General features: G+C 59.7%; 10 protein-coding genes. 9 read left to right on the top strand and 1 reads right to left on the bottom strand.

Features of this window, described 5'->3' with window-relative positions:
- Position 1 precedes the first annotated feature (1 nt).
- From D6Z24_RS06775 to rarD, 4 genes are all read left to right on the top strand, one after another.
- Positions 2 to 919: a DMT family transporter gene (locus D6Z24_RS06775; protein ID WP_129125806.1), complete on the top strand. Its 918-nt coding sequence runs from the start codon at positions 2 to 4 to the stop codon at positions 917 to 919.
- Between the two features lie 111 nt (positions 920 to 1,030).
- Positions 1,031 to 1,513, top strand: a complete 483-nt coding sequence (locus tag D6Z24_RS06770; RefSeq protein ID WP_129125805.1) for a YbaK/EbsC family protein — start codon at positions 1,031 to 1,033, stop codon at positions 1,511 to 1,513.
- Between the two features lie 258 nt (positions 1,514 to 1,771).
- Entirely contained in the window at positions 1,772 to 3,139 is a 1,368-nt protein-coding gene (locus D6Z24_RS06765; RefSeq protein WP_129125804.1) for a sodium-dependent transporter, read from the top strand.
- A gap of 115 nt (positions 3,140 to 3,254) precedes the next feature.
- Positions 3,255 to 4,166 (top strand): EamA family transporter RarD, encoded by a 912-nt coding sequence (rarD, locus tag D6Z24_RS06760; protein WP_129125803.1) that lies wholly within the window; start codon positions 3,255 to 3,257, stop codon positions 4,164 to 4,166.
- Between the two features lie 19 nt (positions 4,167 to 4,185).
- Here rarD and D6Z24_RS06755 read toward each other — a convergent pair whose 3' ends face one another.
- Complete coding sequence (locus tag D6Z24_RS06755; RefSeq protein WP_129125802.1) at positions 4,186 to 4,449, bottom strand: type II toxin-antitoxin system Phd/YefM family antitoxin; 264 nt, start codon at positions 4,447 to 4,449, stop codon at positions 4,186 to 4,188.
- Positions 4,450 to 4,613: 164 nt separating this feature from the next.
- Between D6Z24_RS06755 and D6Z24_RS06750 the strand changes: the two genes are divergently transcribed.
- The 5 genes from D6Z24_RS06750 (at position 4,614) to D6Z24_RS06730 (ending at position 12,919) form a co-directional block, all read left to right on the top strand.
- Positions 4,614 to 6,059: a sigma-54 interaction domain-containing protein gene (locus tag D6Z24_RS06750; RefSeq protein ID WP_129125801.1), complete on the top strand. Its 1,446-nt coding sequence runs from the start codon at positions 4,614 to 4,616 to the stop codon at positions 6,057 to 6,059.
- A gap of 419 nt (positions 6,060 to 6,478) precedes the next feature.
- Positions 6,479 to 9,493, top strand: a complete 3,015-nt coding sequence (gene pruA / locus D6Z24_RS06745) for an L-glutamate gamma-semialdehyde dehydrogenase (protein WP_129125800.1) — start codon at positions 6,479 to 6,481, stop codon at positions 9,491 to 9,493.
- Between the two features lie 464 nt (positions 9,494 to 9,957).
- Entirely contained in the window at positions 9,958 to 10,935 is a 978-nt protein-coding gene (locus D6Z24_RS06740; RefSeq protein WP_129125799.1) for a class 1 fructose-bisphosphatase, read from the top strand.
- Positions 10,936 to 11,034: 99 nt separating this feature from the next.
- Positions 11,035 to 11,280: a hypothetical protein gene (locus D6Z24_RS06735; protein ID WP_129125798.1), complete on the top strand. Its 246-nt coding sequence runs from the start codon at positions 11,035 to 11,037 to the stop codon at positions 11,278 to 11,280.
- Between the two features lie 184 nt (positions 11,281 to 11,464).
- Positions 11,465 to 12,919, top strand: coding sequence for a sigma-54-dependent transcriptional regulator (locus tag D6Z24_RS06730; RefSeq protein WP_129125797.1), 1,455 nt, complete (start codon positions 11,465 to 11,467; stop codon positions 12,917 to 12,919).
- Positions 12,920 to 12,939 lie beyond the last annotated feature (20 nt).

Raw genomic sequence — 12,939 nt, 5'->3', positions numbered from 1 at the left:
GGTGTCCCCAACCGCCGCAACCAAGCCTTGGATCAACCCCTACCTGGCCATCCTGGTAGGGGTTTTTGCTGTCTCCTTCTCCTCAATCCTGGTGAGGGTCTGCACGGCTCCCCCCCTGGTGATCGCGGCTTACCGGCTCATCTTCACCTTCTGCTTTCTTGCGCCCTTCACCCTTTGGGGAGGTGCTCCCGCACTGCGCGGCATGTCCGCGCGCCAGATCGGCCTCTCCGCCGGGAGCGGCGTCTTTCTCGCGCTGCACTTCGTCACCTGGTTCATCTCGCTCAAGTACACCTCCATCGCCAGTTCCGTGGTCCTCGTGACCACGCAGCCGCTATTCGTGGTGCTCGGATCCTGGATCTTCTTCCGGGAAAGCGTGCCGCGCAAGGCGCTTTACGGCTGTCTCCTCGCCTTCGTGGGGAGCGTGGTCATAGGTGCCACCGATTTTCAGATCGGGCGGCAGGCGTTCATCGGGGATCTTCTCGCGCTTTTCGCCGCGGTCATGGTCTCCGGTTACCTGCTGATCGGCCGCAGGCTGCGTCACGGCGTTCCGCTTACCGGCTACACCTTCGTTACCTACGGCGCGAGCGCGCTGACTCTGAGTAGTGCTGCAGCTGTCGGCGGCGTTGCTTTTTATCCCTATCCCGCGCAGGACTGGCTCATCTTCGTGGCGTTGGCGCTGGTCTGCACCATTCTGGGGCATACCGTGTTCAACTGGGTGCTCCGCTACGTGCAGGCCTCAGTGGTATCGGTGAGCATACTTGGCGAGCCTTTGGGAGCGATCCTCTGGGCTGCCGTGTTTTTAGGTGAAAACCCGACACCGCGCCAGACGGTGGGAGGATCGATCATCTTCGCGGGACTGTATCTGTTCACCAGGGTTACGGCTAAAAGCGATAAACCATTAGCCACGGAGACAATCTGAGGACATCTGAGAGAGGCTTTAACCCGTTTAAAGGTTTTCTCCGATTTTCTCAGATTTTCTCCGTGGACAACGGTTTTCCGATTCTACGACTTTCGCAGGAGGAAGACAGGAATGGATTCAGCATTGAGCGCGAGCGCGAAAAGGGTACAGGATGCACTGAACAGCTTCGGCGTGGACTGCCGTGTCAAGGAACTGGGTGAGAGCACCCGTACCGCGGTCGACGCGGCGAACGCCGTCGGTTGCGAGGTGGGGCAGATCGTGAAGTCGCTTGTTTTCCGCGGCAAGGAAAGCGGCAAGGCGGTCTTCGTGGTGGCGAGCGGCTCCAACATGGTGAACGAGAAGGCGCTGGCGGCAATGGTCGGGGAGAAGATCGAGCGGGCGACGCCGGACTTCGTGCGCGAGCAGACCGGTTACGCCATCGGCGGCGTTTCGCCGGTCGGTCATCCGGCGCCGCTTACGACCTTTATCGACGAGGACCTGCTCGGCTACCAGGAGCTCTGGGCCGCAGCCGGCACTCCGAATGCGGTCTTCGCGCTGACGCCGGAACAACTCTGCCAGATAACATCCGGCCAGGTCGCCCACGTTAAGAAATAGTGGACTTCTCCTGTGCCCAGTCCATTCCCTCTCCCTTTGGGAGAGGGTGGCCGGAGGCCGGGTGAGGGAGCCGCCGCTAGCAGAATCTCGCCTATTGCAGCGCCCTCACCCCGACCCTCTCCCGGTGGGAGAGGGGGAGCCTGCAGTGCCGGTGTCGCAGGGCGAAGATGATTTACCATAGATTCGGCAATTCAACACCACGCGGCAATTTCGCCGCTATTTTAAAGGGAGCAGCCCAAAGTATTCGGGCACGAACTCATGCAAAACGTAACAGTAACGAAGGCACGGGACAGTTTTACCACCGGTTTGGGAGTAATCGCCGCAACGCTCGGCTCTGCGGTGGGGTTGGGGAACATCTGGAAGTTCCCGGCGCTGACCGGCCTTAACGGCGGGGCTGCGTTCATCATCGTCTATCTTCTCTCGACCCTCATGGCCGGCCTCGTGGTCATGGTCGCCGAACTCATGCTCGGGCGCCGTTCCAAGTCGGACGCGCTCACCACGTTCAAGGTGCTGCATCCCAAGAACGAATCCTGGGCGCTGATCGGCGCCGCGGGCGTTCTCTCCGCCTTTCTTATCCTCGCTTTCTACACCGAGGTCGCCGGCTGGGTCTTCGCCTACATCTTCAAGGCCGCCTCAGGGGCGGTGCTTTCGTCCGATCCCAAGGTGACCTCCGCGGGGTTCGAGAAACTGATCACCGATCCGGTGCAGTCGGTCTTCTGGCAGTGCCTCGTGCTGGTCTTCGTCGGCGCCATCATCGTCGCCGGTGTTTCCAAGGGGATCGAGAAGACCACGAAGCGCCTCATGCCGGTGCTCTTCCTCATCCTGGTGATGATCGGCGTCAGAAGCCTCATGCTCCCCGGCGCCGCCGCAGGCCTCGAGTTCCTGTTCCGCCCCGACTTCTCAAAGGTCACCGGCGGCGTCGTTCTTACCGCGATGGGCCTTGCCTTCTTCAAGCTTTCCGTCGGCATGGGGACCATGATCACCTACGGCAGCTACTTCCGTGACGACCAGAACGTCCCGATGACCGCACTGCGCGTCATGCTTGCCGACCTGACCGTGTCCATCCTGGCGGGCATCGCGATCTTCCCGGCCGTCTTCACCTACGGCTTCAAGCCCGAGGCTGGGCCGTCGCTGCTCTTCATCACCATCCCGGCCGTCTTCTCGCAGATGCCGTTCGGCAACATCTTCGTGGTGCTCTTCTTCGTCTTGGGTGCCATCGCCGCCACCGGCGCCATGCTCTCGATCCTCGAGGTGCCCGTAGCGTACCTGCACCAGCGCTTCGGCGTGTCCCGCTTCAAATCGACGGCACTAACCGTGATCCTGCTGGCCCTGATCGGTTCCACCGCGGCGCTTTCCAACAGCACCATGGCGAACTTCAAGTTCTTCGGCATGACCATGTTCGACTTCTACGATTTCCTCACTTCGAACGTCCTGATGCCGATAGGCGGTCTCTTCATCTGCATCTTCGTCGGCTGGGTCTGGGGCGAGGAGAAGGTGAGGGCGGCGCTTTCCAATGACGGGCAACTGCAGAACGGGCCGATCATCAGCATCTTCCTGTTCCTTGTGAAATACGTGGCACCGATTACCATTACCGTCATTTTGCTGCGCGGGCTGAAGATCATCTAACAGTTCCCTCCCCCGGAGGGGGAGGGCTAGGGAGGGGGAAGGGAGCTGTCCTTAGCTTCAGTCTTCCCCCCTCCCAGCCTCCCCCCTCCGGGGGGAGGAGCATGGACCCACTTACATGAGCGATAAATCCGAACATACCGAGCTCACCGCCGCGCAAAAAAGCCGCCAGGGCGTCATCTACGGCCTGGCGGCTTACCTTTGCTGGGGCTTCTTCCCTGTCTACTTCAAATCCGTCAAGGTCGTACCGCCCCTGGAGATGGTCTCGCACCGGATCGTCTGGTCGCTCGCCTTTTTGCTGCTGCTCATCACCTGGAAGGGGGCCTGGCCCGGCACCATCGAAGTGCTCAAGCGTCCCAAGTCTCTGGGCGTGCTACTCATCACCACGATCCTCATCGCCACCAACTGGCTTGTCTTTATCTACGCCATCAGCGTCGGCGAGGTGCTGCAGTCGAGCCTCGGCTATTTCATCAACCCGCTGGTGAACGTGCTGCTCGGATTTCTGTTCCTGCACGAGCGGCTTGAGCGCCCGCAATGGATCAGCCTCGGCCTCGCCGCCACCGGTGTCTTGTACCTGGCCATCCAGTACGGCGCCATTCCCTGGATTTCCCTGCTGCTTGCGCTCTCCTTCGGTCTCTACGGGCTGATCCGGAAAATGCTGCACGTCGAGCCGCTTGTCGGACTTACAGTAGAGACGCTGCTTCTCATGCCGATTGCTCTTTTCTACCTGGTGCAGTTGAATCAGAAGGGGACCGGCATCTTCCTCACCCATGGTCTCACCCTGGACATCCTGATCCCGATGTCGGGCGTGGTAACCGCGATTCCTTTGCTGCTCTTTGCCGCGGCCGGAAAGAAGCTGCGTCTGGCAACGATCGGCTTCCTCCAGTACATCACCCCCACGATGCACTTCCTGCTCGCCATAACACTCTTCGGCGAGACCTTCACCCACACGCACCTGATCAGCTTCATGTTCATCTGGGCGGGTTTGGTGCTCTACTCGGTGCACGCATACCGCACGATGAGGGCGTAATACGCGTCCCCTTGGTACATTACGGCAGATTACCTTCTTTCAGCCTCTTTAAATGCTCTTCGGTGGAGGATATGACGAATCGTCCTGCAGCGATATCCTCCTTATTTTGTGCCAAGGCCGCCTCCAATTCGCACTCTTTAAGGTAAAGGAAATGATCTAGGTGCATGACGACAAAACGGCCTTTACCGTGAACTGATATGATGGCAGTTGTCTCAGTCATCAATGCTGCTTCTAGTGCAGTTATTCCATTCGCTTCAATCTCTTCTTCATTTATAGAAGGCATTTTATAACCACCTCATTTATCGCGTTTATCAGCGTAGGAAAAAGGTATCATTACGTCTGCCTGACCGTCAATTTTTCCCTGATGAAGTTGAGTGTATTCCTGCTTGCATAGTTGAATGCAAATATGCATACTGGTCGCCGGCTAGACTTTTGCCGGAGGTTTTTATGACACAAGCAATTCCCGGTGCGGCTTTGGGGCACGACCTGGCGGAGATGGCGCGGCAGATGCGCGCTTTCCAGGATATTACGCGTGAGCTCGACGCGATCATCGATTCCTCTTCGGACGGACTCTGGATCTGCGACGCGGACGCCGTGGTCATCCGCATCAATCCGGCATCGGAGCGCATCAACAACATCACTGCCGCGGAAGTTATCGGCAAAAACATGCACGAACTACTGGACCAGGGCTTCATCGACCGCTCTGCTGCGCTCGAGGCACTGACTACCGGCAAGGTGGTGAGCCAGCTGCAAAACCGCCAGGGACGCAAGCTCATCTCGACCGGCACCCCGGTGCTGGACGGCAACGGCCGGGTGATCCGAGTCGTGGTGAGCGAGCGCGATGTGACCGAGATAGACAACTTGCAGCGCGAACTGGAGGAGCAGGAGGCGCTTCGCGACCAGTTCCGCAGCCACATGCTTGAGATGCAGCAGGCGGATCTCGCTTCGCGCAGCGTCATCGCTCGCAGCCCACTCATGGTCAACGCGCTCAAGCAGGCGCTCAAGGTGAGCGCGGTGAACTCGACGGTGCTGATCCTGGGAGAGTCGGGCGTCGGCAAGGGGCTCATCGCGGAACTGATCCACAAGAATTCAAGCCGTGCGGACAAACCGCTCATTGAGATCAACTGCGGCGCGATTCCGGAATCGCTCATCGAATCCGAGCTGTTCGGTTACGAGAAGGGCGCCTTCACCGGCGCGCAGGCGAGCGGAAAACCGGGGTACCTGGAGCTTGCCGACGGCGGCATCCTGTTCCTCGACGAGATCGCGGAACTGCCGCAGGCGGCGCAGGTGAAGCTGCTTCGCTTCCTTGAAAACGGTCGTGTCGTGAGGCTAGGCGGCACCAAGGCGAGGACGCTGGATGTCAGGATACTCGCGGCAACGCACCGCAACCTCGAGCAGATGGTAAAGGATGGGACCTTCAGGCTCGACCTTTATTACCGTCTGAACGTGATCCCGATCCACGTGCCCGCTCTCAGGGAAAGGCGGGACTGCATTCTGCCGCTAGTCCGGCATTACGTCGACTTGTTCGGCACGCGCGATTCGATCCGCAAGCGCCTGACCCGCGCCGCCTCCGACGCGCTTCTTGCCTATGATTACCCCGGCAACGTGCGGCAGTTGATGAACATCTGCGAGCGTCTCGTCGTCATGACCGAAACGGATCTCATCGACGTCAAGGATTTGCCTGCCGAAATTGCCTCCGGCGGCGCGACGTCGACCGGGGTGGGTGGCGTGTGGCACGACGAGGTGACCCTGCAGGAGACGCTGGACAAGGTGGAAAAGGCGGTTCTCGAAAAGGCGCTGGAAAAGCACGGCAACCAGGTGCGCATGGCCGAGGCGCTCGGGGTGAATCAATCGACCATCGCGAGGAAGTTGAAAAAGCACGGGATAGCATAACACTTCCTGCCGCTCGGCTTGCTCCTCCCCCCGGAGGGGGGAGGTTGGGAGGGGGGAAGCCGGAGTGAGCCGCTACGCGTCCCCCTCCCTGACCCTCCCCCTCCGGGGGAGGGGATGTGCTATGCATGCTTGCATATTTATTTGTTTCTCTCTCTGATCCAATACTACCTTTTCAGCGTCTCTCCCTTATCCAGTTCTATTTAATCCTTCCGCTCCCATTACCTTTCTCACCAGCTCTGCTATAATACTTCCGGGATGTTAGCCCAGTTACACGCCTTTACGATGCCTGTCCCTATCCCGACAAATGCTTCCGCGTCTCCACCATGAGCGAAATCGTATACCGGATGGCACAGCTTGTGCTCTAGCTTTACACGTTTATGATTTCCTCTTGGAACAACCTGTAATAAAGGAGCCTTTGGATGAACAACACCGAACTGAACAACAAAGTCATTGCACGGGGCAAGGAGTTCTTCTCCACCATCTCCGGCGAAAAGCCGTCCCTCTTCAACAAGGGGGCCTGGATGGGCAAGGTGATGGACTGGTCCATGCAGAACGAAACCTTCAAGATCCAGATGTTCCGCTTTGTCGACGTCTTCCCGTCCCTCACCACGGGCAAGCTCCTTACCGATCACATCCGTGAGTACTTCGGCGAGGAGAAGGACATGCCGCCGGTCCTCTCCACCGGCGCCAAGGTCGCAGGCATGCTCGGCTCCTTCGGCGGGGCGATGCTCAACAAGTTCCTCACCACCAACATCCAGGAGATGGCGCGCCAGTTCATCGTCGGCGAGAACACCAAGGAAGCCATCAAGAACATGGAGCGCCTGAGAAAGGACGGCTTCGCGTTCGTCGTGGACGTGCTCGGCGAGGCGACTCTCTCCGAGAAGGAAGCCGACATCTACATGAACACCTACCTTGAGCTCCTCGATTCGCTCAAGAAGGAATACAAGGACTGGAAACCGCTGCCGGGCAAGGGCGGGAACCCGAACCTCGACTGGGGACATGCTCCGAAGGTCAACGTCGCCGTCAAGCCGACCGCGCTCTTCTGCCTCGCCAACCCGCAGGACTTCGAAGGCTCTGTGGTCGCCATCCTCGACCGCGTCAGGAAGATCGCCAAGAAGGTCATGGAACTCGACGGCTTCCTCTGCATCGACATGGAGTCCTACCGTCACAAGGACATCATCATCGAGGTGTACAAGCGCCTGAAGCTCGAGTTCCCGAACTACGACCAGTTCGGCATCGTGCTCCAGGCTTACCTGGTCGACACCGACAAGGACCTCCCGGCACTTCTTTCCTGGGCGCGCCAGAACAAGGTGAACATCTCCATCCGCCTCGTTAAGGGCGCCTACTGGGATATGGAGACCGTCAAGGCCAAGCAGAACGACTGGGAGATTCCGGTCTGGACCATCAAGGCCGAGTCTGACGCCGCTTACGAGCGCCAGGCGAAGATGATCCTTGAGAGCTCCGACATCTGCCACTTCGCCTGCGCTTCCCACAACATCAGGACCATTTCGGCCGTGATGGAGATGGCAAAAGAGCTGAACGTTCCCGACGAGCGCTACGAGTTCCAGGTGCTCTACGGCATGGCCGAGCCGGTCAGAAGGGGCATCCTCAAGGTTGCCGGCCGCATCCGCCTTTACTGCCCGTACGGCGACATGGTGCCGGGCATGGGCTACCTGGTGCGCCGTCTGCTGGAGAACACCGCGAACGAGTCCTTCCTGCGTCAGAGCTTCGCCGAGGACGCGCAGATCGAGCGCCTGCTCGAAGACCCGGAGATCACCGCGCAGCGTGAGCGTGCGGCACGTGCCGCCAACAAGAAGCCGGAAGCTAAGGGACCCGCAGGCCTGAAGCCGTTCTACAACGAGGCGATGGTCGACTTCACCCGTGCCGACCACCGCGCCGCGTTCCCGAAAGAAATCGCCGAGGTAAGAAAGCAGCTTGGCAAGACCTATCCGCTCTTCATCAACGGCAAGGAAGTTAAGACCTCCGACACCATCCCGTCGGTCAACCCTAATAAACCGTCGGAAACCATCGGCGTGATCTGCCAGGCCGGAACCGCGGAAGTGGGCGACGCCATCGCCGCCGCCAAGAAGGCCTTCCCGGCATGGCGCGACACCGACCCGAAGGATCGCGCGCAGTACCTGATCAAGGCCGCCGCCGTGGCGCGCCGTCGCATCTTCGAGCTTTCCGCATGGCAGGTACTCGAAGTCGGCAAGCAGTGGGACCAGGCTTACGCCGACGTCTGCGAGGCGATCGACTTCTTGGAATACTACGCACGCGAGATGATCACCCTGGGCACGCCCAAGCGCGTCGGCAATGCACCGGGCGAGCTGAACCACTACTTCTACGAACCGAAAGGGGTGGCCGCGGTGATCGCGCCGTGGAACTTCCCGCTCGCCATCAGCCTCGGCATGACCTCCGCCGCCATCGTGGCCGGTAACTGCGTCGTGTTCAAGCCCTCCGGTCTCACCTCGGTGATCGGCTACCACATCGTGGAGCTTTTCCGCGAGGCGGGGCTCCCCGAAGGCGTCTTCAACTACACGCCGGGGCGCGGCTCGGTCATGGGCGACTACCTCGTCGACAGCCCGGACGTTTCCCTCATCGCCTTCACCGGCTCCATGGAGGTCGGTCTCAGGATCATCGACCGCGCCGCCAAGGTCTACCCGGGGCAGGAGAACGTCAAGAAGATCGTCTGCGAGATGGGGGGCAAGAACGCCATCATCATCGACGACGACGCCGACCTCGACGAGGCGGTGCCGCACGTCCTCTACTCCGCCTTCGGCTTCCAGGGGCAGAAGTGTTCCGCATGCTCCCGCGTCATCGTGCTCGATGCTGTGTACGACAAGTTCGTCGAGCGTCTGGTCTCCATGGCGCAGGCAACCCTGGTCGGTCCTTCCGAGGACCCGGCCAACTACATGGGCGCCGTCGCCGACGACAAAGCGATGAAGACCATCAAGGAGTACGCCGAGATCGGCAAAAAAGAAGGGCACGTGCTCTACGAGAGCAAGGTCCCGGCGGACGGCGGCTACTACGTCCCGATGACCATCATCGGCGGCATCAAGCCCGAGCACAGGATCGCCCAGGAGGAGATCTTCGGACCGGTCCTCGCCGTCATGCGCGCGAAGGATTTCGACCAGGCGATCGCTTGGGCTAACTCCACCAAGTTCGCCCTCACCGGCGGCGTCTTCTCCAGAAGCCCGGAGCATCTCGCACAGGCGCGCCGCGAATTCCGTGTCGGCAACCTGTACCTGAACCGCAACAACACCGGCGCCCTGGTCGGCCGTCAGCCTTTCGGCGGCTCCAAGATGTCCGGCGTCGGCACCAAGGCGGGTGGGCACGACTACCTGCTGCACTTCATGGATCCGAGGGTGGTCACCGAGAACACCATGCGTCGCGGCTTCGCACCGGTCGAGGAGGACGACGACTGGGTCGCTTAAGGAAGTGAAGCCTGCCACTCCTCCCCCCGGAGGGGGGAGGTTGGGAGTGGGGAAGTCAGTTTGAGTGAGGCGCTACGCGTCCCCCTCCCTAACCCTCCCCCTCCGGGGGCGGGGATCAATCTAGCGCCTGTACTTGTCATGAGTGCAGGCGCTTTTTTATGTCTCAGACGCCCATATTCCCTCTCCCCCCGGGAGAGGGCAGGGTGAGGGCCTTGCAAACAGCAACACAATTGCTGTTCGGCTACGCCCTCACCCGCCCTTCGGGCACCCTCTCCCGAAGGGAGAGGGGATGTGGAAAGAGTAGCCGCCAGACATAACCTATTGCTCTCACTATGTGGTCAATTTTGTTTACCAACTTCCTCTTCAGGTTTACCGTTTCACCCCTTTTTTTCCTTGCTTTGTGGCTTGTTTTGACTTACTCTACCGGGTCGTAAAATAATTTTAATTTAATCTTGGAGGGAGCTATGCCAGCTGCACCGGGAACTTCGAAATTCCAGATAGATCTGCGCCGCCACCTGCGCGGACAGAACATCAGTGACAACCTGGTTCACCTGATTTGTGAGATCGCTGAGGCGAGCAAGTACGTCATCAACGCCGTGCGCACCGGCGACCTCGGCGTCGCAGGTACCTCTAACCTCTACGGCGAGGAGCAATTAGCCCTCGACGTTCTCTCCGACCGCATCATGAGGAAGCGTCTCATCCACTCCGGCGTGGTCTGCAACATCGCCTCCGAGGAGATGGACGAGATCTACCAGGCGCAGGCCTCGGCCGACGGGCTTTACTCGGTTGCCTACGATCCCCTCGACGGCTCTTCGCTTGTCGACGTGAACCTTGCCGTCGGCACCATCGTCGGCATCTACGCCGGTTGCGACCTGCTGCAGCCCGGCCGTAACCAGGTGGCCGCGATGTACATCCTGTACGGTCCGCGCGTATCGCTCGTCTACACCGTGGGCGACGGCGTGCACGAGTTCACCATGAACAACCTGATGGAGTTCACGCTGACCCGCGAGAACATCACCATGCAGGAAGAGGGGAACATCTACGCACCGGGCGGTCTCAGGAACAAGTACAACGACGGCGACGAGAAATTCATCCGTCACCTCGAGGCGAAAGGGTGCAAGCTGCGCTACTCCGGCGGCTTCGTTCCCGACATCAACCAGGTGCTGATGAAAGGGAAGGGGCTCTTCATGTACCCCGCCCTCAAGGGCTCGCCCAACGGCAAGCTGCGCGTGCTGTTCGAACTGAACCCGATGGCCTTCATCATCGAGCATGCCGGCGGGGCTGCCAGCAACGGCCATATCCCGATCCTCGACATCGTCCCCGAGTCCCTGGATCAGAGGGCGCCGATCTACATCGGCTGCAAGAAGGACGTCAAGGTGGCCACCGACTTCCTCGAGGAAGGGAAAGCGGCGTCTGGCGACGCGGCATTTGTCAACGCCTAGCAATTTGTTGTATTATTGCCCGTCCGGCGGCGATTTTTTCTAAAGTTGCCGCATAGCATGGCGATAACTGTATTAACGAGTTATTTTCAGAGGTAAGGAATGGATACTGGTACCAAACGGTTGTGCAGCGAAATTCAGCTTTTCGATCTGTGCGACCTCGACACCTGCACATGCAAAGACGGGCGTTTCTGCACCAACCCCGCCATACTGGCGCGCTTCGAGGCGATCAAGGAGGAGGACGACCGCCCGCAGTACCTGGCCGACGAGTATGACGAGGAAGGCGAGGAGGATGCCGACGATCTTGATGCATTCGGTGACGATGATTACGAAGACGACGAGCAGTAACAGCTTTGATCTTTAGAAGGGGAGAGGCACCTGCGGAGCCAATCCCCGAAGCAACCAAGAGAACCGCTTCTCCAAAAAAGGGCGGTTCTTTTACTATCATCCTGATTCACACGACTGATTTCTGTCACGCGCGCCCCTGTCAACTGGGCGTGGTGGATTACAATAGCCCATCGGGGGACTGTTCATGACTGCTAAACTGCTCATTCTGGATGACGATCACGACATCCTGCTCATGCTGAAGACGATCTTCTCCGGCGAGGAGTACGAGCTCCTGCTGGAAAGCGACAGCGAGGGGGCCTTGAAGCGGATCATAGCGGATCGCCCCAACGTGGCCATCATGGACATCAGCCTCCCGCAGAAGTCCGGGATAGAGGTGCTCAAGGAGGCCAAGAAGATCGATCCGGGGCTCGCGGTCATCATGGCCACCGGCTACAAGACGACTCAGAACGCCATCGAGGCCATGAAGCACGGCGCCTTTGACTACGTCACCAAGCCTTTCGACATGAACAAGCTGAAGGGGGCGGTGAAAAAGGCGCTGGAGTGCAACCTTTTGAGCCGCAAGGTGCGCTACACGAAGGAACGCGCCCAGGTGGAGGAGGATCTGACCGAGGACCTGATGATCGGCTCCTCCCCCGAGATGATCGAGATCTGGAAGATGGTCGGGACCGTGGCCGATTCGGACGCCACCGTTCTCATCCAGGGGGAATCGGGCACCGGCAAGGAGCTTTTGGCCCGCGCCATCTACAACAACTCGAAGCGCAAAAACCGTCCCTTCCTGGCGGTGAACTGCGCGGCGCTTCCCGAGGCGCTGCTCGAGTCCGAACTTTTCGGTCACGAGAAGGGTGCCTTCACCGACGCCCATTCCCGCCGCATCGGCAAGTTCGAGCAGTGCAACGGCGGCACCATATTCCTCGATGAGATCGGTGAGATGAGCCTCGCCAACCAGGGGAAGTTCCTGCGCGTCCTGGAGAACCAGGAGTTCGAGAGGGTGGGGGGGAACGAGACCATCAAGGTGGACGTGCGCGTCATCGCCGCTACCAACCGCAGCCTCTTGAACAGCGTGAAGGAGAAGAGCTTCCGGATGGACCTCTTCTACCGGTTGCGCGTGGTGAACTTCTTCCTGCCGCCGCTTAAGGACCGCACCGAGGACATACCGCTTCTGGTCGACCTTTTCGTCAAGAAGTTCTCCAAGAAGTACGGCAAGAACGTGAAGGGGGTGGCGCCTGAGACCATGGCGCTCCTCATGACCCACCAGTTCGAGGGGAACATCAGGGAGCTTAAGAACGTCATCAACTCGGCCGTGGTCTTCTGCCGCGGCGACATCCTCGTTCCGGGGGACTTCGAATCCTTCCTGACCGCGAAGGCCGGCTTCAAGGAGGTCGATCTCGAGGCGGCGGGGGACGACTACTACGAGGTGTTCTGGAGCATGCTGGAGCCGGTCTTCGACGGCATCTGCCAGAAGAACAAGGGGGCCATCTACGAGAGCGTCAACATGGGGCTCGAGAAGGCGCTCATCCACATGGCGATGGAGAAGAGCAACAACAACCAGGTCTTCGCCGCCAAGCTCCTGGGGATCAGCCGCAACACGCTGCGCGACCGCCTGGAGAAGTACCGGATCGGGATGGCTGCGGAGGCGTAAGGCTGCTGCAGACAGCAACG

Source organism: Geomonas oryzae (assembly GCF_004117875.1).
Classification (GTDB): Bacteria; Desulfobacterota; Desulfuromonadia; order Geobacterales; family Geobacteraceae; genus Geomonas; species Geomonas oryzae.
This window is presented reverse-complemented; position numbering and strand designations above follow the sequence as displayed.